Genomic DNA, 26,336 nt, shown 5'->3' on the forward strand with positions numbered 1-26,336 from the left:
TTTCTTGCTGTTCTCTAGGGTATCGTTTTGTTATTAACTTATATTATAGTTATTATATACCAATAAATAGAACTAGTCTATTATACCCAACTGAATAATCTGATTATTTTTCTACTCATAACACCGAGAGATTAAAACTACTTTTTTTAAACTCAAATAGATTATAATAGAAGAAGATTATAAATCGATCAAGAAACAGCAAGATCCAAAATATGTTGCTCGCAAATACCGTACTTCATCTATGATTCATGCCCTTGCTTTCTTCTGCACCCAAGTTATCTTTTTTTCAATGGGAACAAACAGTTTTGACGAAGCTGTTTCCTATTTATTTGATTTATCTTGTTTTGAGAGCGGTTCTTACGAAATCAGTCCTTATCCAAATGGAACCATTTATAGCATCGTCATGCTTTGGACCTTAATATTTTTTATTGACACGATTTATCATGGTCATATACTATTTTCAAAAAAAGAACTAAAACGAAGAATTTCAATTCAATAAATTTAAGGGACACACCTATATGAGTGCGTCCCTTTTCGATGAACTTATAATTCTTTTATAAATGCAAATCTATTTGAGGCATGAGTTTAATCACCATCCTACTCATTTCAAGTCATGCCCCCATGTAGAGTGTGACCTAAGGACATTAATTAACACCATAACAAATGCCTGATTTCAATCCACGCACCCATAAAGAGTGCGACAAGTGTACCGTCATAACCTTGGTTATTGGCAGCTATTTCAATCCACGCACCCATAAAGAGTGCGACTTATTTTTCGTCAAAGAATAGGACAAACCTTTAAATTTCAATCCACGCACCCATAAAGAGTGCGACTGCGAAAACTAGTACAAACTAACACATGAAACGTATCATTTTGCAATAATTAGTCGCATTCATTCCTTTTTCATTTGTAATTTACAATTAAATCGAACAAATTTTCAAAAAAACTGGTGCGAATCCCCCTACTAATTTATGTTCACTACCGATTCGCACTTACATTGTAAACTAGAAAAAATTCTATATTATCAGAATTTTTATGATTTAATTTTAAGCTACTTTCTTCATTCCAACAACTAAAAGTTCTTCATTTAACCTTTAATAAAATTCACAATAAAATCTTCATTTACCTCACCAATTTCAACCCGTAACGCGGCAATCACAGCACCACCTACTGGGGCAATTTGTGGTAAGACAAAATGAAATGAATTGATCTGATGTTTTTTCAATTGTGTTTCGATTCCCGTTTGGAGTAAATCGGCTCGGTTCATGACACCGCCAGTTAACACGATGGGCAAACTGGTATCCATTCGAACATTTCCTCTTTTTATCAATGTAGCGATTTGATGACCAAGTAATTCGGCTTGTTCTTTTAAAATATGTAGTGCGACTTTATCTTTTTCGTCAGCAGCTGCCATCACGTGTCGACTTAAGGAAGCAATCGTTTCACGTGCCTTTTCTCCATATATAAAGGGAATGAGTGCTGTCGGATTATCTATTTGGAAGTGAGTCAGAATCAGCTTTGTTAATAGAGTCTCCGTCCCTGTTCCATCGTAAGCTTGAAACACAGCACTAACGCCCGCTTTCCCAATCGCATAACCACTACCTTCATCCCCGACTAGATAGCCCCAGCCACCGACACGATAGCGGTTATTATTATCATCTACACCGTATGTAATCGAACCTGTTCCCGAAATTTGCACGACCCCAGGTAAGCCCATCGTTCCTGAATAAAGAGCAATAATCGCGTCATTATCAACCTCGACCTGAACATTTGGAATAACCTTCTGAAGAAACGCTTTGATCACTTCCTGACGATTGGTTCCCTCCATACCAGAAAGTCCGGCAAACAAACTACTTACTTGTTGATAGGCCTGCTCATTTTGCTCCTTTAACGCTAATAGCAATTCCTTTAGTTCGCCTTTAGCCTGTTCCATCCCTACGCTATTTGGATTTGTCGCACCAACCGTTTTTTCAGCTACGACATGACCTTTTTCACTTACTAGAACACCTGTCGTCTTTGTTCCCCCGCCATCAATACCAATCACATACATGGAATCGCCTCCATCTTCTTTTCCTCATCATAGCGGAACTATTATATAGTTGTCTATACCTTTTATAACAACATCGCCCAATTGGTTTAAAACACAATAGTAATTTTAATTAAACCCATTTATTTGTACAAATATACATATATAAACACCCAAAATCCCTTTATGATGAATGTATGCGATTACGTTTTGGAAAGGAGTTATTTTTATGATAACAACTGAAATCAAAAAAGAACTCATTATGATTGTCGGAGAAAATAATTATGAAGATTCACCCGCTAGTAAGCTCGTTTATTCCTTTGATGCAACCCCACAATTTCAGGCGATGCCAGATGCGATCGTTTCACCAAGAAATAAAGAAGAAATTGCTCAAATCGTCAAACTATGTAATACCTACCATATCCCAATCGTTCCCCGTGGTTCAGGTACTAACCTAAGTGCTGGTACGACTCCACTTGAAGGGGGAATCGTGCTTTTGTTTAAACATCTCGATCAAATTTTAGAAATTGACGAGGAGAACTTAACAATTACCGTTCAGCCTGGTGTAAACACACTCGAAATGAGCCAAGCCGTGGAAGGGATTGGATTATTTTATCCCCCGGACCCGAGTTCGATGAAAATATCACAAATCGGTGGGAATATTAATGAAAACTCAGGCGGATTACGCGGCTTAAAATACGGAGTGACACGTGATTATGTACTCGGCCTTGAGATTGTTTTACCGAACGGAGAAATCATTCGAACTGGTGGAAAACTTGCAAAAGATGTAGCTGGATATGATTTAACTCGCCTTTTTGTTGGTTCTGAAGGGACGCTTGGAATTATTACGGAGACGACTTTAAAATTAATACCGAAACCCGAATCGAAAAAAACGGTTCTTGCTCTTTATCAAAGTATGGATGCGGCTGCAAAATCCGTTTCTAAAATCATTGCGAACCGTGTCATTCCAGCTACCCTTGAATTTCTAGATCAACCGACTTTAAAAGTTGTAGAAGACTTTTCGAAAATCGGCCTGCCAACACATGTGGAAGCGGTTCTTTTAATTGAACAGGATGGCCCGATGGAATCCGTTATCAAAGACATGGACAAAATTGTCACCATTTGTAAAGAAAATGGTGCTATCGAAGTCAATATGGCTCAATCTGCTGAAGAAGCGGAGAAATTAAGCACGGCTAGACGCTCAGCTTTATCCGCCTTAGCACGTCTAAAACCAACAACGATTTTAGAAGACGCAACCGTTCCTCGTTCTGAAATTGCCAATATGGTGCGTGCCATTAATGAGATCGCAGCCAAATATAAGGTTGAAATCTGTACATTTGGCCATGCTGGAGATGGCAACTTGCATCCTACCTGTATGACTGATGCGAGGGATACGGAAGAAATACACCGTGTGGAGTTAGCTTTGCAAGAGATTTTTGAAAAAGCCGTATCATTAGGCGGCACGATTACAGGTGAGCATGGAGTCGGGGCAATGAAGGCACCTTACCTTCATTTAAAGCTAGGCGAGGAAGGAATTGCCGCAATGCAAGGCATTAAACAAGCCTTTGATCCCAACAATATTATGAATCCGAGTAAAATCTTCGCTAAATCGACACGGAAAAGAATTGTGGTGAATCAAACATGAACACAATCGAAAAAGAAAGAATCCAAAGGCAATTCCAAGAGAAGATGGACTATGATGAATTGTTAAACTGTATGCGATGTGGCTTTTGTTTGCCAACTTGTCCAACCTATATCGAATCAGGAAAAAACGAACTTCATTCTCCACGTGGGCGAATTGCCTTAATGAAAGCCGTCGTGGATGGTGAGATCGAACCAGATGAGGAAGTGAAAAAATCCCTAGATATGTGCCTTGGCTGTCGGGCCTGTGAACCGGTTTGCCCTTCAGGTGTGAAATACGGGCATTTACTTGAAGAAGCCCGCGATATCATTTATCAAAATAAAAAGCCATCCTTACCAGTCAAAGCTTTACGCGAAGTCGTCTTCAATCAGCTGTTCCCACACCAAAGTCGCATGGTTGGTCTAGTTGGTTTATTAGGTTTTTATCAACGATCAGGGCTCCGTACAGTTACACGAAAGTCAGGCATTCTTAAAGTTCTTCCCGATTCGATGCAATTAATGGAGAAAGTCATCCCTCATGCCCCTCGACAAAAAGAAATGAAAAATAGACCAACACATCTTGAGCCACTTGCGGTTAAAAAGAAAAATGTTGCCTTTTTTAGTGGTTGTTTAATGGACACCGTCTTTATGAAAACCAATGAAGCCACCAAAAAGCTGCTTCAATATGCTGGCTGTGAAATTGTCATTCCCCAAACGCAAGGCTGTTGTGGAGCCCTTCATGGTCATAGTGGCGAAAAAATGAAGGCGAAAGAAATGGCGAAGAAAAACATCGAAGCTTTCGAAAAAGCCGAAGTCGATTATATTATTACAAATGCCGGTGGCTGTGGAGCCTTTTTAGTCGATTATGATCATTTATTAAAAGACGATCCCGAATGGGCAGTGCGTGCCAAGGAGTTTGCCAACAAAATTAAAGACATCACTTCCATTTTAATCGAGTTAGAGTTTGATCAATTACCATTGCAGTTAAATGAGGAAGTTTTAACGTACCAAGACTCCTGTCATTTACGAAATGGACAAAAAACATTCATCGAACCAAGGAAACTGCTTCAATCGATTTCAGGGTCCAATTTTGTTGAAATGAAAAATGCCGATCGCTGTTGTGGTTCCGCTGGTATTTATAACATCGTCGAATCGGAAATGTCGATGCAAATCCTCGATTACAAAATGGAGCAAACTAAAAAGACAAAAGCCAAAACAATTGTAACTGCCAACCCAGGCTGCCTATTACAAATGAAACTCGGGATAGAAAAAGAAGGCCTGAACGAGCAAATGCGTGCTATTCATATCGTTGATCTATTATTAGAAGCTTATGAGAATGCTAATAATAAATAGAAAAGATAGCGAAAATAAGGGAAGGACTCCGTTTTAGTGCCATTTTAAAGGTTAGTGCTTTCTTTTTTGTCCTATAAACCTTGGTTATGCGTCATTTCAACACTTGGCTCCTTCCCTTTTGTCCTATAAACCTTGGTTATGCGTCATTTCAACACTTGGCTTCTTCTTTTTTGTCCTATAAACCTTGGTTATGCGTCATTTCAACACTCGGCTCCTTCTCTTTTGTCCTATAAACCTTGGTTATGCGTCATTTCAACACCCGGCTTCTTCCCTTTTGTCCTATAAATCCCATATCACCTTCCCTTAAAGCTCTCCTCGAAAAGAAAACGCCAAATAAAACAAAGTCAGTCCGAGCGTTTCTTTTGCGTTGATTCCGGTTAATTCACGGATTTGCTTTAAGCGGTAATGGAGAGTGTTTTTGTGTATATGGAGAGCTTCTGCCGTATCGACAATGGATTGATTATGAATCAAATAAGTACGTAACGTCCCTTGTAACTCTGGATCGGTTTCCAATTGGCCAAGTACTCGTTCAAGAAACTCACCTTTGACGGAATGATCCACCTCTGCTCCTATAATCTCAAGCAATAACTCTTCATAATAAATAATGCCCTTCTCAACAGTTGCGGCTTTTATTGCCTTACTTGCCTCATGATAAGCCCGTTTTAACGAGTACGTTGCCACTGATTCGCTCACACCAATAGAGAAGCGTCGGTTGTCTCCATTTTTCAAAAAGGCTTTTCTCCAACGAATTAATTCAGCTGCTAACCTTTCATCTTTACAACTCTTCTCACCCTCTATAGCACGTAACAATAGAAAGCGGCCATCTCGCCACCGAATCAAGACATCTTCACTTCGATGGGGAAATTGATTTTGAAACCATTCATTCATAAAAAAAGATACAGCTTGCCCGTCCTCGTCACTTGCCTCCATTAAAATACAGATGTAAGGGAAACCAATCGAAATCCCAAGCAATTGACCACGTTTAATAAAAGCCTCATCCACTTCTTTAAGCATGACCCATTCATTAAAATAAGCTTCAAGTCCACGCGTTTGCCATTCTTTTTGTTCCAAATGATACGTTTCTTTAATCATCAACTCAGTCATTTTTCTTAACAAATCAGCATATGGTTCGATTTCACTTGGGTGACCAGTTACACCAATTACACCAATAATTTTCCGCTCAAACATTAAAGGTAAATTGATTCCATATTTGACTCCTTTGAATCGTTCCTTATTCTGTTCATTAATATAGAGCTTCTTTTTCGTTTTTAAGACATGATAAGCACCTTGATGAAAATCGCCAACTCGGTTCGACTCAGTTGCCGCAATGATCGTTCCCTTTTCGTCAACGACAATCATACTCTCATGCATGACTAAACGAACTTCATCAATAACCTTTTGGGCAAGTTCAGGTAATAAGCGCATTCCTTTCACCTCTGTTCATTCCTCACTTTGTCTTACTATAACTAACAAATTTTCTTATTTTCCACTCCAAGAGTCGCCCATGCTGCAAAATGTAAAAAGAGTGACCCATTGAGGGATCCCTCGCTGAGTCACCTATTTTTCCTTTAACGCATCAACAAAACCACTCGTTAACTATATCTACTTAACCCTTGTTTTACCTTTACTTGGGAAACGTAATGTTTCTACAACATCTCTTGTTTCATTTAAATGTTTAACAGACTTGTCGTATTGAGAGGAAGCGACACACATAAATAAAATGTCGATGACTTGGAGTTGAGCAATTCGCGATGACGTTGCACCACTTCGGAAGGTTGGTTCTTTTGTTGCCGATGTATAAAGCTGAATATCGGCTGTTTCACTGACGAGCGATTGCCCATACTTCGTTAAACTTATTGTGGACAGCCCTTTTTTCTTAGCAACCTCTAAAAATTGACTAACTTCTCTCGTTTCACCAGAAAAAGAAATTCCAATCGCCACATCTTCATCGGTTGCGGTTGCGACTAATGTCGTCGCCATATGAACATCAGTAAAAGCATACGTTGTTTTATCAATACGTAAAAACTTCTGCTGGGCATCGTGGGCGATAATTCCAGAAGCTCCGATCCCAAAAAAGTGAATACGTCTTGCCTTAATTAACTTCTCAATCGCTTTTTCTAATTCTTCAATATTTAATAGATCGGCTGTTTCACGAATCGTTTGAATCGAGTTGCTCGTCATTTTGTCAATAATCGTTATTGCCGATTCATTCGGTTCAATATCTCTAGGCCCGTGCTCTGTTTTCTTTTGTAGGTCTCCTGCAATCCGTAACTTCAAATCGGGTAAGCCTTTTAAATTTAATGATTTACATAAACGAATTACGGCAGCACTACTTGTGGCACTTCTTTTCCCTAATTCATGTGCTGTTAACGAAATAGACTCCTGTGGATGCTCAATAAGATACTCAGCAATTTTTTTCTCAGAAGGAGGTAATTTTGGCAACATTTCCGTTAACATAACAAGGCCACCCGTCATAAATGACATTTCGTATCAACCCTTTTCCATCAAAATATTCTTAACGTCATTATACTAGATTTCTTATCGCATCACACTGATTTCGGATTGACTCTTTTCGTCGTAATCGTTTTCCATTTCTTCCTCATTCATATGCTTCTCGATTTTCACTCAATATTCTTCTAAATGAACGCTTTTTTGACCGTCACTGGAGCTTTTCCGACAGGCTCAAGCTCACCAAACAAAATCGCTGCTGCCGTCGATAAAGCCGGGTAACTCAACTCATACGTATTCAAATAGACATCGATTTCATTTGGTAAAATGTTAATATCATAAGGACTTCTCATCGCCACAACAACGACACTCTTACCTAAATCAATCAATGTTTGAACAACCTTTACTTGTGTTGCATCAATTGAAGCCGAAACGAGACCTATTATGACTTGCTCATATGGGGCTACTTCTTGAACTAATTGCTCTAGTGATACAGGCAATGAAATGACATCAGCTTCCGTAACGTATTCTTGGATAGCTAAACCTAATGCTGAATGAGCGTATTGTTTATCTTCTGCTTTTGTTAAAATTGTATTTTCGGGTTCAATGACTAACCGTTTTTGTTCCTTTTTTAAAGGCAATTGAGCCCCACCTTTTTCAAGAGTGACACTTTTTTGATACACATTCAGCGCTTTTTCTTCATGTTTTTTAGAACCAACGATTTTGGATACGGATTGTTCATTTGCTAAATCTAGCTGTTCCCAACTCGTATACTTTTTCTTTAATTCTATTATTCGTTCATAAGCAGCATCGATTTGTGCTTCCCTTAATTCACCATTGGCAAGTGCTTTTTTGATTTCATTCAGCGCTCCTTTTTGTTTATCCAATCTATGAGAAATCATCACAACGTCAATTCCCGCTTTTAAAGCCCCAACCGCTCCTTTTTCCGTCCCAACCGTTTTAGCAATTGCATCCATTTCGAGACAATCTGTTGTCACAACCCCATTAAAACCAAGCTTTTCACGCAGCAATCCTGTAATCACATTTTTTGATAAAGTCGCAGGTGTCTCCTCATTTGGTTCAAGTGCAGGGAAATGGATATGAGCAGACATCACGGTATCAGCACCAGCTTGAATACATTCTTTAAAAGGAACCAATTCGATTCGCTCTAATCGTTCAAGAGAATGCTCAATTTGGGGCATTCCTAAATGCGAGTCAACATTTGTATCACCATGACCAGGAAAATGCTTTAACGTTGTGACCATTCCTGCTTTTTGCAGTCCTTTCATCGTTTCTTTGCCAAACGCTGCAACCTGCTCCGTTTTTTCACCAAACGAGCGGACACCAATGACCGGATTATCTGGGTTATTGTTAACATCAAGGACCGGAGCTAAATTCCAGTTAATACCGAGAGCTTTTAACTCCTCACCACATATTACCCCAAGCTCAAAAGCATTTTTTATATCTCCTGTAGCAGCCGTCGCCATCGCCCCCGGTAAAATGGTCGTCCCGTCTCCAATTCGACGCACGATACCATTTTCTTGATCAACACAAATTAGAAGCGGGTAAGCCTGTTTTGCTTCATAAGCGATTTGCTGCAATTCCGTTGTTAAGGCAAGTACTTCCTCAGGTGTCCCAATATTTCGTGCAAATAAAATAATCCCACCAATATGATAATCTTGAATAAACTGCTTCATCTCTTTCGGTACTTTTTTTCCATCAAAACCGACGACAAATAATTGACCTAACTTTTCTTCTAAACTTAATGACGTCATAATTAAATAGACACCTTCCTTTTATTTAAAATAAGAGCGAACGATATTATGAAATCTCGGTCTCAGACGCAAAATCGGATCCTTTCTTCCATAATGAACTCGATTTGTTAATAAAATGACACGAAGATCGATCTTTGGATCAAACCAAATGCTCGTACCTGTAAAACCAGTATGACCGTATGATTGTGGTGAAAATAAGTCACCACAAGAAGAGACAATGTTGCTTTTTAAAATCCAGCCAAGTCCACGAAACTCTGAATCAAACGGACTATAATTTTTTCTTGAAATTTGTAGAGAAGGGGCAGATAAAATCGTTTTACCTTTATAAACTCCATCACTTGCGATCATTTCAGCAAAATGGGTTAAATCCGACATTGTCGAAAAAAGTCCTGCATGCCCGCTTATTCCACCCATAAATTCCGTATTATCATCATGAACAATCCCTTGCTTATAGCTTTGGAGGCTTTCACTATATTCAGTTGCTGCATACCTTTTTTCGCTAAAGGTCGGGTTAAACCCTGTCTCCTTCATCTCTAAAGGTTCAAAGACTTCCTTTTGGACAAAGTCTTCAAACCTTTCTTCGGTAACCGCTTCAATGATTTGATATAACGTAATAAAGCCTAAATCACTATAGATGACTTTTTCACCAATGGCCGAAACGAGCGACTCTTGATAAATCTGAGTCATTATTTGTTCCGTTTCTAGTTTTTCTTCATAATAGCGACGGTGGGCCGGTAATCCAGAAGTATGTGTTAATAAATGTTTAATCGTTATGTCTTCTTTTCCGTTTGTTGCAAACTTAGGTAAAATCGTTTTAACACGGTCATCTAAATGAATTTCCCCGAATTCAATCAGTTTCAAAATGGCTGGTAACGTCGCCACAACCTTTGTTAATGAAGCTAAATCAAAAACCGTATTTAAGGCCATCTTTTCTTTTGTAGGAAAAACGATCCGATGTCCTAAAGCCTCTTCATAAAGCACTTTCCCCTGATGAGAAATATGGATCACTGCCCCAGGAATATGCTTGAGGTTAATCTCCTTTTCTATAAATTCTCGAACTCTTTTTTCCAAAATATTCACTCCCTACCAAGCTCACTAAATTTATTTAAATCGACCGGTTGATACTGGATATTCACCATAATCCCCCTTCGTTCTTCATCACAGTTGACTATTTATCCTCAGTTATGTGCAAAAAAACTGAGCTCAAATCAGATGCTCAGTTTCTTTCACCACAAAACCACTTAAAAGGGCAAAACTAATTTCCCCATCGAAACCGCCTTTGTAGCACCTGTCGCTGATGGTGTATTATTCGTTTGCTGACGTAAAAACTCATTTCCTAAAATCGCAAAAGCAATCGCTTCTTTAGCATCACTTGAAAACTCAAGAAACTCCATTGATTTGACAGGGCGCTTTAACCCTTTTTGTAAGTGATCCATTATAAAACGATTATGCACCCCACCCCCACCAACAAACACTTCTTTTATGTCATAAAGTGGGTCCAGTTGTTGTTGAATTGTGCTAGTAATCGAATAAACGGTAAAGCTTGTGACCGTTGCGACAATATCCTCAAATTCTAATTTACGCTCCTGGCCTTCTAACCAGATTTTTTCAGCTAGATTGCGATGATAAAATTCCCTACCAGTGCTTTTAGGATAAGGAAGTTTAAGAAAAGCGTCTTCCCTTATTAACTTTTGAAGCCACTCCTCATCAACTTGGCCTTTTTGGGCAAGCTCCCCTGCCTCATCAAAATCCTTCGCTCCATTTGAACCAATTCGCACCATTTCATCGATTAAGACATTTCCAGGCCCTGTATCAAAGGCCAATACTTCATGTGAAGGCTTTTCCCCTGGTGAATAGGCTGGCAAAACAGTTAAATTAGCCATTCCACCAATATTTAATAACGCTCTCCCACAAGTCTCACTTCGAAAGAGAATGTCATCAACAAATGGAACAAGTGGGGCTCCTTGACCTCCTACCGCCATATCACTTGGTCGAAAATCGCCAACTGTTACCGTTTTTGTCAGCTCGGCAATAACCGCAAGCTCCCCAATTTGAAGGGTCGCTCCTTCATTAGGAAGGTGATGGATCGTCTGTCCGTGCGAGCTCACAAAATCTAAATCTTTTAGATGATAAGGAGTTCCTTCTAAGACAAGCGATACACTTTCCGCCATTTTTTCTGCTAGCAGCACATTTAAACGGCAAACCTCATCGACCGAAGACGTTTCAGGATGACAAACACGCAGAATCCTCTGTTTGAGCTCTTCCTCATATTGAAGCGTTTGAAAACCTAATAACTGAACTTCTGTTGCATATCCAGAACCTTTAATTTCAACTAATGCAGCATCAATTCCATCAACAGATGTACCTGACATAAGTCCAACAGCAAGCACCTTTTCCTTTGTTAATGGTAATACGATTGGCGTCACCATTCTCACCTCTTTGTCGATTGTTTTAATAAAATGCCATTTTTTATTAGTGCGTTATTTGATTTCCATTTTGGCTTTTGTTCACGTGCTTTGGGAATCATTCGGACTCTTTGATTCCCTTTCTCGCTTTTGTGCCGGTGCTTCGGGAATCATTCGGGCTCTTTGATTCCCTTTCTGGCTTTTGTTCACGTTCTTCGCGCTTCATTCGCCGGCTTTGATTCCTTTTCTCGCTTTTGTGCCAGTGCTTCGGGAATCATTCGGGCTCTTTGATTCCCTTTCTCGCTTTTGTTCACGTTCTTCGCGCTTCATTCGCCGGCTTTGATTCCTTTTCTCGCTTTTGTGCCAGTGCTTCGGGCTTCATTCAGGCTCTTTGATTCCCTTTCTCGCTTTTGTTCACGTTCTTCGCGCTTCATTCGCCGGCTTTGATTCCCTTTCTCGCTTTTGTGCCGGTGCTTGGGAATCATTCGGGCTCTTTGATTCCCTTTCTCGCTTTTGTTCACGTGCTTTGGGCATCATTCGCCGGCTTTGATTCCCTTTCTCGCTTTTGTGCCGGTGCTTCGGGAATCATTCGGGCTCTTTGATTCCCTTTCTCGCTTTTGTTCACGTTCTTCGGGCTTCATTCGCCGGCTTTGATTCCTTTTCTCGCTTTTGTGCCAGTGCTTCGGGCTTCATTCAGGCTCTTTGATTCCCTTTCTCGCTTTTGTACACGTTCTTCGCGCTTCATTCGCCGGCTCCGATTCCCTTTCTCGCTTTTGTGCCGGTGCTTCGGGAATCATTCGGGCTCTTTGATTCCCTTTCTCGCTTTTGTACACGTTCTTCGCGCTTCATTCGCCGGCTCCGATTCCCTTTCTCGCTTTTGTGCCGGTGCTTCGGGAATCATTCGGGCTCTTTGATTCCCTTTCTCGCTTTTGTACACGTTCTTCGCGCTTCATTCGCCGGCTCCGATTCCCTTTCTCGCTTTTGTGCCGGTGCTTCGGAAATCATTCGGGCTCTTTGATTCCCTTTCTCGCTTTTGTTCACATGCTTTCGGTATCATTCGCTCTCTTTGATTCCATCTCCACCTTATTCCTTCACTCCACCAAGCGTTAAGCCTTTAATAAAGTAACGTTGGAAAATGAGGAAGAAGATAATAATTGGAACGGCGGCGACTGTTGCACCGGCCATTAAGAACTTAAAGCTCGTTAAGTTTGCATCTTGTAATGTCTTTAACCCTGCTGGTAATGTCATCAAATCGACATCGTTGATGACAATAATTGGCCATAAGAAGGAATTCCAAATCATAACGAATGTAAAAATACCTAAGGTTACCATTGCCGGTACCGCAAGTGGCATAACAATTTTAAAGAATATTTTCAACTCACTTGCCCCGTCAATTGTCGCGGCCTCAATTAATTCATCAGGTACAGATAATAAAAATTGCCGCATTAAGAAAACCCCAAAAGCCATCGCTAAATTTGGTAATATTAACGCCCAGTGCGTATCAAAAAGTTGAAGCTCTTGGACAATAATAAAGGTTGGAACTAGGGTAACTTGCTCTGGAATCATCATTGTTGCGATAATGGCCCAGAAGAAAATCCATTTCCCAGGGAATTGCTTTTTAGCAAAGACATAACCGGCCATCGTATCTAATAGCACAATGATTGCGGTTGTCACTATCGCTATATACATACTATTAAAGAGCCATTTTAGAATAGGGGTCGTCGTAAATAGCCGGGTAAAAGAGCTAAATGTTTTCTCCCTCACTTCTGTCATTAAATCGCTATGAACTTCCGCTTGGGCATAATCACCTGCACGCTCAGCCGCTCTTTTCTTTTGCCATTGGGAGATGTATTCGGTAATCCCAACTGGATATAACTTTGGTGGGGCTGATTCCACATAGGACATCGGCGTATCCATCTCTTCATTTTGATAACTAGGTAACTGTAAAGCCGTTGAAAATACCCAATATAAAGGCAAGAGAGAGACGATAGCGATCATCGTTAATACGATTAACGTTATTGGTTTTTTTAATTTATTTAACATCGATTCTCATCCCCCTCACTATTTATCCGTTTTTAATGCTTTAAATTGAGCAATCGCAAAGCCCATCAGAATAATAAATAAAATCACAGATTGGGCTGACGCCAAGCCAAAATTAAAATCTCGGAATGCCGTCTTATAAATGACATGAACAACGGTCTCTGTTGAATAACCAGGTCCACCGCCTGTCATCATAATAATTTGAGTGAAGACTTGAAATGAACCAATTGTACTAATAATAACTAAATATAAGGTTGTTGGTTTTAACAGAGGTAACGTAATCCTTACCCACTTTTGAAATGGACTTGCTCCATCAATATCAGCCGCCTCATATAAGGAAGGATTTATATTGTTCATCGCCGCTAAATAGATAATGATCCCAGAGCCTGGAGGTATAAGTATCGACATAATCATTAAAGATGGCAATGCTGTCGAAGTTTGAGCTAACCAGTTTACCGGCTCAAATCCAAAGAACCCTATTATGTAGTTAAATAAACCAAAACGATAGTTATACATCCAACGCCAAACCATTGCGATAATAACCATTGAAGTAACAGTAGGAAGGTAAAAGGCCGCTCTAAAAAAAGTTTGTGATACTCTGCCTAAAGGATGAATTAAGGCAGCAATTACTAAGGCCGTAATAATAAAGGCAGGAACAGTCACAAGTGTATAAATGAGCGTGTTCCATAATGCAGCTCTAAAAATAGGGCTTTGAAATGCGTCAATATAATGCTTAAACCCGACATAATCAATGGTAAAAACACCACGATCTTGAAAGGAGATAACAAACGCCCAGACGATTGGTATGAACATAAAAATAATAAAGAAAACTAACTTCGGTAAAAGAAAAAAATAGGCTGATTTGTTTTTTCTTATTTTTTCCCACAACGTTTTTTTCGGTATAATGATTTTTTCAGTTGGACTCATATTAGGGTTTGTCTCCATTTTTGCTCCCCCTCTCAATTTCTACTTGATAAAATTGCTCACTTTGCTTCCGCGGCCAAACAGCTGTGCTTCCTCATTCATTGGAACTCACTCTGAGATCATATCATCAGCACGTTTCCACAGGAGTCTTCGTATACCTAGAATAATAAACATAATTTTCAGAATAAACTTTTAAATAAAAGCTCTTCTCCCTTCAACTGGAAAGAAGAGCTTTCGTAAAATCTAATTAATTACCCATAATTCTTTCTACTTCAGAACGTGCATCTTCTAAGGCTTCTTGTGGTGTTTTCTCACCATTAGCCGCCAATTGAAGCTGGCTTTGAATCACTTCATCAATTCTTGCCCATTCTGGATGGCGCGGAATTGGAATGACTTGGTCACTTAGTTCCTGTGCGGCAGCCATTCCAGGATTATCGGCAAACGGATCCATATCTGCTGTTGAGATACGAGCAGGGAATGTACCATAATTTTGTGCCATTACATATTGTTCATCGGCACTTGAGACAAGCTTCAAGAATTCGCCAACCATTTTTTTCTTCGCTTCATCTTCTTGATGGAACATCACATAACCACCAACACCACCAAATGTAACCGGCTCGCCTAAATCACCAATTGGATATTCAGCAACCATAAAGTTCATCTCATATTCTTCACTTTGTAAAGAACTAATCGCCCATGTTGCCCATGGCTGAACAGCAATTGTACGCTGATTTAGAGCTGCAAACGCTTGGAATGTTCCTCCAACATCAGCACTTCCCATTTCAACAGGTGCCGCACCATGTTCTAATTTCAAATCAACCAATTTTTGTAATCCACTTACAGCTTCAGGAGCATCGAATGTATACTCCGTTAAATCATCATTTAATGGGTATCCACCATCCATAAATAAGAATGGCCAAGCCTCATAATATCCAGGCATAATGTACGTAGAGAAACCATAAACATCTCCGTCTGTTAAAGCGATCATTTTCTCAACAAACTCATCATACGTCCAACGCCCATCGACTGGCGGCTCAACTCCTTTTTCTTCAAAAATGTCTAAGTTTAAGAGTAAAGTTTGTACGCTAATTGACGTTGGTACTCCGTAAATATTTCCATTGTGCTCATAGGCTTCAATTGCATTTGGATAAAAATCTTCCCACTCTTCAGCAGTAAATAAATCATCTGTTTGCTCAATCACGCCTTCTTCAATATGATTCAAACTAATTGTACCGCCACTAATATCAATCGGAGCAATGTCTGGCCATGTTTTTCCTGCAATGGCAACGCTCAGACTATCTCCAAGCTCCGCCCAAGGCTGCTGAACAATGTTAATGTCAACACCAGGATATTTTTCTTCAAATTCTGCTGCCTTTTCCTCGATCCAGTGGAATTTATTCTCATCTGCATCATCCCACCTTGGACCATCCCAAACCGTAATCGTTCCTTCCCATTCTTCCCAATTCTCAACATCTGTTGAAGAAGAATTACCCCCACATGCCGTCAGTGCAGTAAGCCCTAAAATAACAGCTCCAGCAATCAATGATTTTTTCATCTTTTTCACTTGAATCCCCCTACCTGCATGATTAATATGTTTAATCTCAATAGAAGAAATGACCTTCTATTAAGAGTAATACCGTGGTTAATTTCTTTGGGTCAGTTCAATTGCCTTCCTGACAAATCCATTACCTTGCTGCAAAAGTGTCAATGCCTCCTCATATCCTACATTCCCTCGGAGCATCACAATCGCCACTTTTACATCATTGTTAGCTTTCATTAAAGTCGATCCAGCTTTCTTTTCTGATGCACCTGTTGCATTCATCACGATATTTTTTGCCCGTTCTTTGAGCTTCAAATTGCTTGCATTTAAATCGACCATTAAGTTTTCATACACTTTACCTAATTTAATCATTGTGGTTGTCGAGAGCATATTCAAGACCATCTTATGAGCAGTAGCTGCCTTTAACCTAGTAGAACCAGTCAACACTTCAGGACCAACCGAAACTTCAATTGCACACTCTGCCACTTCGCTTAGTTCAGAATTTGTATTCGCTGTTAAAGCGATGGTTTTCGCCCCTAAGGATGCTGCATATTCAATAGCTCCGATCACATATGGAGTACGTCCACTTGCCGCAATTCCTACTACAACATCATCAACTCCAAAATGAGCGTTTTCTAAATCTCTTTTTCCTTCTTCTGGTCGATCCTCTATGCCTTCTACAGCTGTCGTAATCGCCTTTTCCCCACCAGCCATAATTCCTTGTACAAGGCCAGGTTCTGTCCGAAATGTCGGCGGGCATTCTGATGCATCAATAACTCCTAGCCTTCCACTCGTACCAGCTCCAACATAGAACAAGCGACCACCCTTTTTCATAGCTTCATAGATAACATTTGTCGCTTGTTCTATGGTAGGCAAACATTTTCTAACAGCTAAAGCAACCGTTTCGTCTTCCTTATTCATTAAGGTTAAAACTTCTAAAGTTGATAGCTGATCGATATTAAGCGTTTGTTCATTTCTCTTCTCTGTCGTTAATCCTGATAAATCGAGTTCCATATAATCACCAAATTTCTATAGATGTAATGAAATATTATTTTTATTTTATAATATTATTTATAAAACATAATTTCAATACTTTTTTTAGAATTTTTCAAATTTTAATTTCACTCCTAATAAAATATAACAAAACCAATAGGATAAGAGGATTTTAAAAAGAGCTATGACATAAATTAGCAAAGTTCGTTAAATCAAGTAACTCTAGCAAACTTTCGACATTGTAATAAAATGATATTTTGTAAAAATTAAGATAATAGTGAAATATTGTGTTGAATTTTCAGAATTCTTTTTCTATAATGAGACTTAATTAGTCGAAAGGAGGTTTATCTCGTTTGATCATGTCTTCACCATATTAATAATTTAGGAGGAATTCCATGAAAAAGAAAGCGTTATCAAGAATGATGTGTGGTTTTTTAATTATTCTCTTGGCATTTGGTCATATTCCCCAAGCTTTCGCAAGTGAACAGACATCTTCTACTAGTGAATCATCTATGTCATTTATTGAAAAGATTATGTCAAAAGATTCTCATAATCTCTTACTTGAATTAGAGCTTCAAGGCAAACTTGCTTTAGCTAATAATTATGAAGTGTTTTATGTAAAAGATGGACAAGCGATTGAAACTTCCTTAGCTGAGGTACGAGTCGGTGCCGAAAACGTTAAAGTCTATTTAAACGAAGCAGAGCAAATTGAAACGATCCATATTTATGGAGAGACACCTATTAAAAACATTCGGGTCGGTATACATACAACGAACTTTGCTTCATTAGACCACGACTCCTTTATGGCAAAATCAGCAGCTGGTTTATTAATTGAAGACAAAATAGCGAATGAAAGCTTTGAGATTCCGGCCAATCAAAGTATTACTATTACACGAAATGGTACAGAACTTTCAGTCGCCCATTCTGAAGGAACGATTTATTCGGGAGAAAATCGAATCTATGTATACTCTCTTGACGAAGCCGATAAAATTGAAGTTACTTCTCATACAAGAGCATCTGGATATGAACCTAGTTATCGCGGCTTTTTTGAAGTTACCCCCTCTCAAACAGATGGAAAAATTCGTGTTTTAAATGAAGTTTATATGGAACATTATTTATATCAAGTCGTTCCAAGTGAAATGCCAGCTAGTTTTGGTGAAGAAGCTTTAAAAGCTCAAGCAGTTGCCGCTAGAACATATGCCTTAACAAACTTTTTCAGAGCTGATTTCTTAGCCCAAGGTTACCAAGTCGTAGATAGTGTGATGAGTCAAGTTTATAATAATATTCCAGAAAATACGACGACATCAGCAGCCGTTAATGCAACAGAAGGCCTTGTCATGATGAATAATGGGGAATTAATTGATGCTCGCTTTTATTCCACTTCTAGTGGTTACAGTCAAACCAAACATGAAACATGGTCTGAAGCTAATGGAACATACCCTAGTGCCGTGGTTCCTTACTTAATGGCTTCCAGTCATATTTATGACGAAATAACTGAAGAAATTGTTGAATTTGATACAAGTGATGAAGTCGTGATGGATCAGTTTTTTAGAGATTTATCTTTACGTGGTTATGGGGATGATTCTTTATTCCATCGCTGGAAAGTTGAATTAACCGTCGAAGAACTGACAAACTCTTTAAATAAAAATTTAACGACAAGGCAAACAGCTGACCCTAATTTTGTCTTAACTTTAAATGAAGATGGTCATTTTGTTTCTTTACCGATTCCAGCAGAGGGAATTGGTGAGCTTGTTGACTTAACAATCGCAAAACGTGGTGAAGGAGGAGCTGTAACAGAACTCATTGTTGAAGGGACAACGGGAACCTATAAGATTATAAAAGAATTAAATATTCGTTTTTCTATCGGTCTATTAGGTTCTGATATAGGTGGTAGTGATGCGATTCTTCACCAAGCGACTGGCGGAAGTGAAGACTATCATGCAACACGGACAAACTTTACTTTCTTACCTTCCTCCTCCTTTACATTGCAATTAGACGTCGATGAGGAAGAAGGCGCTAGACTAAGCAACATTACTTTCTTTGGTGGCGGTTTTGGTCACGGTGTTGGAATGAGTCAATATGGTGCTGGCGATCTTGGCAAAAATTTAGGATGGAGTTATGATGACATTCTTAAACTCTACTATCAAGAGATCGAATTTTTTGATATTTATCAAATTCCGGACGTACAACCTCCTATCGATCCACCAGGAGAAACGACTTTTAACGAAAAAATCATGTCGAAAACACAGTCTTCTATTGAGCTAGAGTTACAAGGAATTTTACCTGTAGCTTCTAATGTTGAAATTATGAGAACGATTGACGGTGTGTCACAGCCTGCTTCTTACAATGATGTACGTGTTGGTGCAGATAATGTGACTGTTCATTTGAATGAAGTAGGTGAAATCGAAAACATCGAAATTACTGGTATAACCCCAGTAGAATTGATGCGTGTTGGAATTATGAATGACAACTTTGCTTCGATTGACCATGATTTCTTTTCTGTCAAATCCACGGATGGTTTGACCATTGAAGATAAAGTAGCAGAAGAGACCATTTCGATTGATGCCGATACAGAAGTTGTTATTGCTATTCAGAATGAGGTAACAACGGTAAGTATAGGCGGGGATGTCATTTATTCTTCTAATAATCGTCTTTATGTAAACCCTAATGATGACAAAATTTCTGTCACTTCTTTTACACGAGCACAAGGAGTGCCCTCTTATCGAGGATTATTCGAAATCACCGCCTCTCCGATTGCAGGAAAGCTTCGGGTCATAAATGAAGTAGATTTTGAAGAATATCTTTATCAAGTTTTACCAAGTGAGATGCCCGAATTCTTCGGTTTAAATGCTTTAAAAGCTCAAGCTGTTGCGGCAAGAACATATGCATTACGAGGGTTCTATAGTACCGGTTTCACTTCGAATGGTTATTTTGTTGTAGATAGTGTTTTAAGTCAGGTTTACAACAATGTAGATGAAAATGAAACCTCAACTCAGGCAGTAAACGAAACAAAAGGGATCGTTATGGTTGATGAAGATGGGAATTTAGTAGATGCCCGTTATTATTCTACATCAAGTGGTTTTGGTGCCTCTAAACACCAAGTTTGGTCAGAAGGAAATGGCGACTTTCCTAGTTCTGTCACACCTTATCTCATTTCTCAAAGTCACACATTTGATCCAAATAACCCAGGGCAAATGCTTGATATTGATACATCGGATGAAGAAGTGTTAAATGCATTTTACAAAGATTTATCCTATGAAAGTTATGATGGCGAATCATGGTATTTCCGCTGGATGTTCGCTTTATCTCATGAAGAACTAGCGAATACGATTAATGCAAATATTCACGAAAGATATGCCGCTCAAAGTGACTTTGTCTTAACAAAAGACGAAAACGAAAACTTTGTTTCGAAACCAATTCCTACTGAAGGTATCGGTGAATTCGTTGATATGTATGTGTCAGAACGTGGTGATGGTGGAATTGCAATGTCACTCATCATCGAAGGAACAACTGGCACATATCAAATTGTAAAAGAGTATAATATTCGTTTTCTTATTCGACCACGTGCGGTTGACACTGGTGGAGATGATGTTATCCTCTATCGTGCTAAACAAGGGGAAACTGAATACGGAATGACACTGTCTAACTTTTCAATCATTCCATCCGCTTTCTTTAGCTTAGATTTAGAAGATGGACAAGTTGTCTTTTATGGCGGCGGTTACGGTCACGGTGTCGGAATGAGTCAATTCGGTGCTTATCAACTCGGAGAAATGAACGGTTGGGAATACTCTCGTATCTTAACTTCCTACTACCCTAATATGACACTCATTAATTGGGCTGATGGGACTGAGATCGAAGTACCAGGCGAACCAGGCGAACCAGGTGAACCGGGCGAACCAGGTGAACCGGGCGAACCGGGCGAACCGGGCGAACCAGGCGAACCGGGACAACCAGGGCAACCGGGCGAACCGGGCGAACCGGGACAACCAGGTGGACCAGGGCAACCAGGTAGTGATAACAAAGGCGATAATAGCCAAAAACTACCTGATACAGCTACAGCCTATTATAATTGGTTGCTGATAGGATCCGTTCTTTTACTTACAGCAGCAGCATTTTTCCTAATTAACAAACGAAAGATCAAAGCTAAAACAAACAATAGTTAAAAAATTGAAATGACAATGAAAGGGGCTGTCTCAAAAGCCCTTAAATCAAAAAAGAATCGAGAAGTTTTAGCTTCTCGATTCTTTTTTTAGGAGATTATAAATATAGATTGGTTTTCCAGTAATAGTTGATCACTGCTTACTGCCTGATATTATGAGTGAAGGCGATAAGCCAGAGCTCCACATGCACTTTTTCTTCGCCACGTAAGCACTGACGATTATTCTTAATTTGCTTTATACTCTTTCATCGCCGCTCTAGTGGAGTCATCCGCAATAACATTCTGCTTTTTCGTTTTCATCGTTATAGAAATAATTAGCAATGAAACAAGTACTAAAGCCCCTCCAACTGTTGCATTCATCTCAACTGTCGCACGTTCAATCACAACTCCCCCCATCATTGAGCCAAATGCAATTCCAAAGTGCAGGGCAGAATTATTTAAACTTTGTTGGATATCTGATGTTTCTGGGGCTGATGCAATCAAATAACTTTGTATCGCTGGTGTAATGGCCCAACTAAGCATACTCCAAGCCATCATGACGAGTAAAAATAGTGGAAAAACACTTGTTGTATATGGAATTGTAAAAAGCGATATCGCAAATACAATAATGATTCCAATGATAGTTTTTTGAGGGCCGAAACGATCAGATAACATCCCTCCAACTCCCCCACCAATAATGGCAGCAATTCCAAAGATAAGGTACATCAAGCTAATCCAAGTTCCATCGAGTCCCATTGTCATTTGTAAAAAAGGCGTTAAGTAAGCATACAGTGTTAAATGTCCAGCAAGAAATAAAAATGAAGTAAGCTGAATCAATAACAGTTTGCCATTTTTTAAGGTCTTTAACTGTTCTTTTAATGGGATACTTGGTTTCGGGTCCATTCGCTCCATAAAAAAGTAAATACCAATAAGAGATACTGCCGTTAAAATCGTAATCATAAGAAAAGGTGCACGCCAACCAAAAGCATTCCCTAGCATTAGCCCTATTGGTACACCAAGAACTAAAGAAGCACTTATTCCCATAAACACAATCCCAATCGCACGTGCACGGTACTGTTTTAAAACAATATTAGATGCGATCGTCACACACAAAGCAATTAGCAACGAGCCACTCATCGCTGAAATAATCCGAGCAATCATCAGCATAAAATAACCATTACTAAAAATAGCTAATAAATTCGCTAAAAAGAATATCAATAAAGAAATTAACGTTAACTTCTTTCGTTCAATCTTTGCCGTAGCCGTTAATAAAATCGGTCCACAAATAGCAAAAACTAAAGAGAATATTGAAATTAACATCCCAACTTTCCCTAAAGAAACCCCCATGTCAACAGCGACTAAATCAAGAATTCCTCCAAGAATCAATTCAACTAACCCAACCACAAACGAAACAATCGTTAATAAATATACTCGTTTATCCATTTAAACACCTCATTTTAAGTTACCACTAGAAAGGTAACATAAGTAACGCAGTTAAACAAGTAGAAATTAACTAGTGTATAGTCTATGCTATGAGTAAAGTTATCCGTAAAAAAGGAGGATTCAGATGCTACAGCAATTTGGTTTTACCCAATATGAAAGTCAAGTTTATTCGTCTCTTATTACTATTAATCAAGCACTTGATCCGACTGCCATCGTTAAACGTTCCGGAGTTCCCCGTTCAAAAGTATATGAAGTTCTCCATCGCTTATCAGAAAAAGGCATTATATTAGAGACTACTGTCGAGAAAAAACGCCTTTACATAGCTTTGCCTCTGGATGCATTAATCGACAAGTTAAAATCAGATTTTGAATTAAATATTGAAGAACTTCAAAAAATTAACGTGGAAGAAATGGAAGCTGATGATCGAGTATGGAGTTTAAAAGAAAATCACTCGATCCAATCATTAATGAAGGAATTATCAGAAGCAGCTAAACAGACCATCTTTATTTCTGCATGGGCGGATGATTTGGATACATACTTACCCGTGTTAGAAAAAAAATATCAAGAAGGTTTAGAGGTGATTATCCATGTAATCGGAGAAGTGGAGACGCTCATCCCAACCGTCTCCACCCTTATCCCTGACCAAAGCCATAACACACTTGAACGCAGTCGAATTATTATTATTGACGACCAGGAAATGATGTTTGCTGGTATTGAAGATTCTAATTGGCAAGCGATTCGAACTCAGTCACCGCCACTAGTTAAATTCTTTACTGAATTCTTCTACCATGATGTTGCGTTAACTAAAATCACCCAACGCTATAAAAAAACCGTCATGGCTGATGAAGAAATTAAAGAAGTGTTAATGAAACTCAGATACTAACTCGTTTAAGCAAAAAAAAGTCTCTGTAAAATCATGTTAGATTTTACAGAGACTTTTTAAAGTTTTCAAAGAGTAACGACTTTTTTCGTTACATCCCCTCCAACTCTTAGGAACAGCTTATCCATATTTATTTTTTAAAAATCCCGAACGGCTTTCCATTTGGTAAAACGACTTTTCCAAAGTGAGTATTTAACACGATCGCAGCTGCACCATAAAAAGATAAAAGGGCAATCGCTAATTCGGAAATCGCCGCTAGCATCGATGTAAATTCGTACATAATACCGAAAGAACTTAAAGACAAGCCAATAAATAAGAAGTCAATACAGACAAAAATAAAGAATAAGACCTTATTTGTTTCTAACGCTCCGACTGTCATAAATAAACTAAAAATTAAATATCCAATAAAAGCGACACCTAGTTGTCTTGAATCGGCATGGGCTAATAATGTTTCTCCAAAAACACCCATTTGAATTAACCACGTAGTCCCTACTCCAAACCAAAATAAACCAAAAGCTCCAAAAGCAGTCGTTCCAAAAATATTGTTATGCTTAGCATCAAGCATCGCCGCAATTAATTGAGCAATTCCTCCTAAGAAAAACGCCCACGGTAGGATAAGTGACAAGCCATCCGTTAACCCTAACTTTTGTGATGAGGCAACCAACGTTACCATCGCTAGTCCAAACAAACCTAAAGCAGACGGATCTGCCGTTGTAATTTTAACCTCTGTATGATTCTGAGATCCCATTTTTTTAACCCCTTTATAATAAATGTATAAATTCCTACCTATATAAACATTGATACAGTTAATCACTCATATGAAAATAACCTTTCTTATCATACATGAAGTTTGTTGCTTTGTGTCGAATAAATTGCCCTTTTTATTAAGTCTTTTTAATGGAAATGTTTTGTCATAACAGAATAGTTAGAATCTAAACGCTCTCAAAAATAAGTAAAGCGATTTCATAAACAATGAACGAAAATGATTGATAATGAATGATTTTGACTGTATTATAAAATTATAACGACAAAAGAGGTGAATATTCATGTTGACATTGGAGAGAAAAGAACGAATTCTCGACCTTCTTAAAAGACATGAAGTTGTTAAAATTCAAGAGATTATTGCTGATACCGGTGCCTCCGAATCAACAATACGTCGTGATTTAACCGAGCTTGAACAAGAGAAAAAACTCAAACGTATACACGGTGGGGCAACGTTACGTTCAAACAAAAGAGATGAACCAACAATGGCTCAAAAATCACTCAAAAACCGTCATGAAAAGGTTGGAATTGCTAAAAAAGCAGCCACTTTTGTTCAAGATGGAGATTGTATTTTTTTAGATGCTGGAAGTACAACCTTTGAGATGATTCCTTTTTTAAAGGGCAAAAACATTGAAGTCGTCACAAACGGACTAACAAACATAACGGCCTTGCTTGATGCTGATATCCATACTCATGTACTTGGTGGCTATGTCAAAAAAGGGACTCATGCATTTGTAGGAAGAAGTGCAATCGAAACGATGGAGACATTCCGTTTTGATTATGTATTTTTAGGAGCAAATGGCATTACAGCAGATGATGGTTGTACAACCCCAGATCCTGAGGAAGCTTTTATTAAATCACATGCGATCAAATGTGGTCGCCAAGCTTTTGTGCTAGCTGATCATACAAAATTTGGAGATGTTACTTTTTCAAAGCTTACTGATTTAAATAAAGTTACCCTTATTACAAGCCAGTACATGCAGGAGCAAAACTCTCTGCTTCACGAGCAAATAACAGCTTTGACCAAACTAGAGGTGGTAAACATATGATTTATACAGTAACACTCAATCCCGCACTCGATTATTTCGTCTCCATTGATTCATTTAAAACAAATGAGGTGAACCGTTCCGAGGCAGACCATAAAGCCCCAGGTGGAAAAGGAATTAATGTCTCACGTGTTTTAAAACATCTCGGTCATCCAAGCAGCGCCCTTGGTTTTATTGGTGGCTTTACAGGTGAATATATTAAATCGGCCGTCCAGCAAGAAGGCATTCAAACCGACTTTATTCAAGTCGAAGGTGACACCCGAATTAACGTCAAAATAAAGAGTGACGTTGAATCTGAACTAAATGGTGTCTCACCGAATATCTCTTCCGATAATGTTAGAGATCTAGAGAAAAAATTTGAAAAAATGGTTCATGGAGATACCGTGATCCTCTCAGGAAGTGTCCCAAATTCACTGCCGCCTACTATCTATCAACACTGGACAAGTTTGTTAAAAAAGCGTGGGGTTGAAGTATTTATTGATACGAGTGGACAACCGTTAGTAGAAGCAATTCAGGCAAAACCGACTTTTATTAAACCCAATCACCACGAACTATCAGAACTTGTGGGCGATTCCATTCAAACCTTTGAAAATGCCGTACCTCACATTCAATCTTTAGTTGATTCAGGTATTGATTACGTCCTATTGACCTATGCTGGAGACGGTGCATTATTGGCGACAAGAAAACAAATTCTAACCGCTAATACCCCTAATGGCATCGTCAAAAATTCAATTGGTGCTGGGGATTCAACGGTTGCCGGTTTTGTGAGTGCCCAAAAAGAAGGAATGGAACTTGCAGATGCCTTCCGATTTGCGATTGCAACAGGAAGTGCGACTGCCTTCTCCACCGGCTTAGCCAAACGTCCAAAAGTCGAGTCTTTGCTAGCTGACATTCAAATTACACCTTATCAACAATAAATAGCTATAACGAAAGGGGAAAAAA

At 39.0% G+C, this 26,336-nt stretch carries 18 protein-coding genes; 6 read left to right on the forward strand and 12 right to left on the reverse strand.

The features are described from left to right. Positions 1–1,088: 1,088 nt before the first annotated feature. Complete coding sequence (locus AA0017_RS14255) at positions 1,089–2,051, reverse strand: N-acetylglucosamine kinase (RefSeq protein WP_413375406.1); 963 nt, start codon at positions 2,049–2,051, stop codon at positions 1,089–1,091. 205 nt (positions 2,052–2,256) lie between these two features. On the opposite strand from AA0017_RS14255, the gene glcD reads away from it, so the two are divergent. Both glcD and AA0017_RS14265 read left to right on the forward strand, forming a co-directional pair. Then, positions 2,257–3,672, forward strand: a complete 1,416-nt coding sequence (gene glcD, locus AA0017_RS14260; RefSeq protein WP_413375407.1) for a glycolate oxidase subunit GlcD — start codon at positions 2,257–2,259, stop codon at positions 3,670–3,672. Beyond that, positions 3,669–5,000, forward strand: a complete 1,332-nt coding sequence (locus AA0017_RS14265; protein ID WP_413375409.1) for a (Fe-S)-binding protein — start codon at positions 3,669–3,671, stop codon at positions 4,998–5,000. The genes glcD and AA0017_RS14265 overlap by 4 nt, the downstream gene beginning before the upstream one ends. A gap of 303 nt (positions 5,001–5,303) precedes the next feature. Here the strand turns inward: AA0017_RS14265 and AA0017_RS14270 are convergent, their stop codons facing one another. From AA0017_RS14270 to murQ, 9 genes are all read right to left on the reverse strand, one after another. Further along, on the reverse strand, positions 5,304–6,425 hold the full coding sequence (locus AA0017_RS14270) for a CdaR family transcriptional regulator (RefSeq protein WP_413382604.1): 1,122 nt from the start codon (positions 6,423–6,425) through the stop codon (positions 5,304–5,306). Positions 6,426–6,602: 177 nt separating this feature from the next. Then, a complete protein-coding gene (locus tag AA0017_RS14275) occupies positions 6,603–7,484 on the reverse strand; it encodes a MurR/RpiR family transcriptional regulator (protein ID WP_413375411.1) in 882 nt (293 codons plus the stop codon). 152 nt (positions 7,485–7,636) lie between these two features. Continuing rightward, positions 7,637–9,223 (reverse strand): beta-N-acetylhexosaminidase, encoded by a 1,587-nt coding sequence (gene nagZ / locus AA0017_RS14280; protein ID WP_413375412.1) that lies wholly within the window; start codon positions 9,221–9,223, stop codon positions 7,637–7,639. 21 nt (positions 9,224–9,244) lie between these two features. Further along, complete coding sequence (locus AA0017_RS14285; RefSeq protein WP_413375414.1) at positions 9,245–10,294, reverse strand: serine hydrolase domain-containing protein; 1,050 nt, start codon at positions 10,292–10,294, stop codon at positions 9,245–9,247. A gap of 170 nt (positions 10,295–10,464) precedes the next feature. Then, entirely contained in the window at positions 10,465–11,652 is a 1,188-nt protein-coding gene (locus AA0017_RS14290) for an anhydro-N-acetylmuramic acid kinase (RefSeq protein WP_413375416.1), read from the reverse strand. 1,059 nt (positions 11,653–12,711) lie between these two features. Further along, positions 12,712–13,671 (reverse strand): carbohydrate ABC transporter permease, encoded by a 960-nt coding sequence (locus AA0017_RS14295; RefSeq protein WP_413375418.1) that lies wholly within the window; start codon positions 13,669–13,671, stop codon positions 12,712–12,714. Between the two features lie 18 nt (positions 13,672–13,689). Next, positions 13,690–14,613 carry a carbohydrate ABC transporter permease gene (locus tag AA0017_RS14300; protein ID WP_413375420.1) on the reverse strand — a complete coding sequence of 308 codons (924 nt, stop codon included), beginning with the start codon at positions 14,611–14,613 and terminating at the stop codon, positions 13,690–13,692. Positions 14,614–14,839: 226 nt separating this feature from the next. Next, positions 14,840–16,147: an extracellular solute-binding protein gene (locus AA0017_RS14305; protein ID WP_413382607.1), complete on the reverse strand. Its 1,308-nt coding sequence runs from the start codon at positions 16,145–16,147 to the stop codon at positions 14,840–14,842. 87 nt (positions 16,148–16,234) lie between these two features. Then, a complete protein-coding gene (murQ, locus tag AA0017_RS14310; RefSeq protein WP_413375422.1) occupies positions 16,235–17,146 on the reverse strand; it encodes an N-acetylmuramic acid 6-phosphate etherase in 912 nt (303 codons plus the stop codon). A 374-nt stretch (positions 17,147–17,520) separates the two neighbouring features. Here murQ and AA0017_RS14315 point away from each other — a divergent pair, with 374 nt between their 5' ends. Then, entirely contained in the window at positions 17,521–21,288 is a 3,768-nt protein-coding gene (locus AA0017_RS14315) for a SpoIID/LytB domain-containing protein (protein ID WP_413375424.1), read from the forward strand. A gap of 221 nt (positions 21,289–21,509) precedes the next feature. Here AA0017_RS14315 and AA0017_RS14320 read toward each other — a convergent pair whose 3' ends face one another. Beyond that, entirely contained in the window at positions 21,510–22,706 is a 1,197-nt protein-coding gene (locus AA0017_RS14320; RefSeq protein WP_413375426.1) for an MFS transporter, read from the reverse strand. 124 nt (positions 22,707–22,830) lie between these two features. Here AA0017_RS14320 and AA0017_RS14325 point away from each other — a divergent pair, with 124 nt between their 5' ends. Beyond that, a complete protein-coding gene (locus AA0017_RS14325) occupies positions 22,831–23,589 on the forward strand; it encodes a TrmB family transcriptional regulator (RefSeq protein ID WP_413375428.1) in 759 nt (252 codons plus the stop codon). A 127-nt stretch (positions 23,590–23,716) separates the two neighbouring features. Here the strand turns inward: AA0017_RS14325 and AA0017_RS14330 are convergent, their stop codons facing one another. Next, positions 23,717–24,334: an acetate uptake transporter gene (locus AA0017_RS14330; RefSeq protein WP_413375430.1), complete on the reverse strand. Its 618-nt coding sequence runs from the start codon at positions 24,332–24,334 to the stop codon at positions 23,717–23,719. A 298-nt stretch (positions 24,335–24,632) separates the two neighbouring features. On the opposite strand from AA0017_RS14330, the gene AA0017_RS14335 reads away from it, so the two are divergent. Then, positions 24,633–25,397 (forward strand): DeoR/GlpR family DNA-binding transcription regulator, encoded by a 765-nt coding sequence (locus AA0017_RS14335; protein WP_413375431.1) that lies wholly within the window; start codon positions 24,633–24,635, stop codon positions 25,395–25,397. After that, the gene (gene pfkB, locus AA0017_RS14340) at positions 25,394–26,311 is read left to right on the forward strand and encodes a 1-phosphofructokinase (RefSeq protein ID WP_413375433.1); all 918 of its coding nucleotides are present in this window, start codon (positions 25,394–25,396) and stop codon (positions 26,309–26,311) included. The genes AA0017_RS14335 and pfkB overlap by 4 nt, the downstream gene beginning before the upstream one ends. Positions 26,312–26,336 lie beyond the last annotated feature (25 nt).

The sequence above is a fragment of the Alkalihalobacillus phoenicis genome (genome assembly GCF_047302405.1).
GTDB lineage: Bacteria > Bacillota > Bacilli > Bacillales > Bacillaceae_D > Alkalihalobacillus.

What these genes read in the sequence shown, in the direction of transcription:
- AA0017_RS14255 (WP_413375406.1), bottom strand. Translation starts at nt 2,051, where the DNA reads ATGTATGTGATTGGTATTGATGGCGGGGGAACAAAGACGACAGGTGTT.
- glcD (WP_413375407.1), top strand. Translation starts at nt 2,257, where the DNA reads ATGATAACAACTGAAATCAAAAAAGAACTCATTATGATTGTCGGAGAA.
- AA0017_RS14265 (WP_413375409.1), top strand. Translation starts at nt 3,669, where the DNA reads ATGAACACAATCGAAAAAGAAAGAATCCAAAGGCAATTCCAAGAGAAG.
- AA0017_RS14270 (WP_413382604.1), bottom strand. Translation starts at nt 6,425, where the DNA reads ATGCGCTTATTACCTGAACTTGCCCAAAAGGTTATTGATGAAGTTCGT.
- AA0017_RS14275 (WP_413375411.1), bottom strand. Translation starts at nt 7,484, where the DNA reads ATGTCATTTATGACGGGTGGCCTTGTTATGTTAACGGAAATGTTGCCA.
- nagZ (WP_413375412.1), bottom strand. Translation starts at nt 9,223, where the DNA reads ATGACGTCATTAAGTTTAGAAGAAAAGTTAGGTCAATTATTTGTCGTC.
- AA0017_RS14290 (WP_413375416.1), bottom strand. Translation starts at nt 11,652, where the DNA reads ATGGTGACGCCAATCGTATTACCATTAACAAAGGAAAAGGTGCTTGCT.
- AA0017_RS14295 (WP_413375418.1), bottom strand. Translation starts at nt 13,671, where the DNA reads ATGTTAAATAAATTAAAAAAACCAATAACGTTAATCGTATTAACGATG.
- AA0017_RS14300 (WP_413375420.1), bottom strand. Translation starts at nt 14,613, where the DNA reads ATGGAGACAAACCCTAATATGAGTCCAACTGAAAAAATCATTATACCG.
- AA0017_RS14305 (WP_413382607.1), bottom strand. Translation starts at nt 16,147, where the DNA reads ATGAAAAAATCATTGATTGCTGGAGCTGTTATTTTAGGGCTTACTGCA.
- murQ (WP_413375422.1), bottom strand. Translation starts at nt 17,146, where the DNA reads ATGGAACTCGATTTATCAGGATTAACGACAGAGAAGAGAAATGAACAA.
- AA0017_RS14315 (WP_413375424.1), top strand. Translation starts at nt 17,521, where the DNA reads ATGAAAAAGAAAGCGTTATCAAGAATGATGTGTGGTTTTTTAATTATT.
- AA0017_RS14320 (WP_413375426.1), bottom strand. Translation starts at nt 22,706, where the DNA reads ATGGATAAACGAGTATATTTATTAACGATTGTTTCGTTTGTGGTTGGG.
- AA0017_RS14325 (WP_413375428.1), top strand. Translation starts at nt 22,831, where the DNA reads ATGCTACAGCAATTTGGTTTTACCCAATATGAAAGTCAAGTTTATTCG.
- AA0017_RS14330 (WP_413375430.1), bottom strand. Translation starts at nt 24,334, where the DNA reads ATGGGATCTCAGAATCATACAGAGGTTAAAATTACAACGGCAGATCCG.
- AA0017_RS14335 (WP_413375431.1), top strand. Translation starts at nt 24,633, where the DNA reads ATGTTGACATTGGAGAGAAAAGAACGAATTCTCGACCTTCTTAAAAGA.
- pfkB (WP_413375433.1), top strand. Translation starts at nt 25,394, where the DNA reads ATGATTTATACAGTAACACTCAATCCCGCACTCGATTATTTCGTCTCC.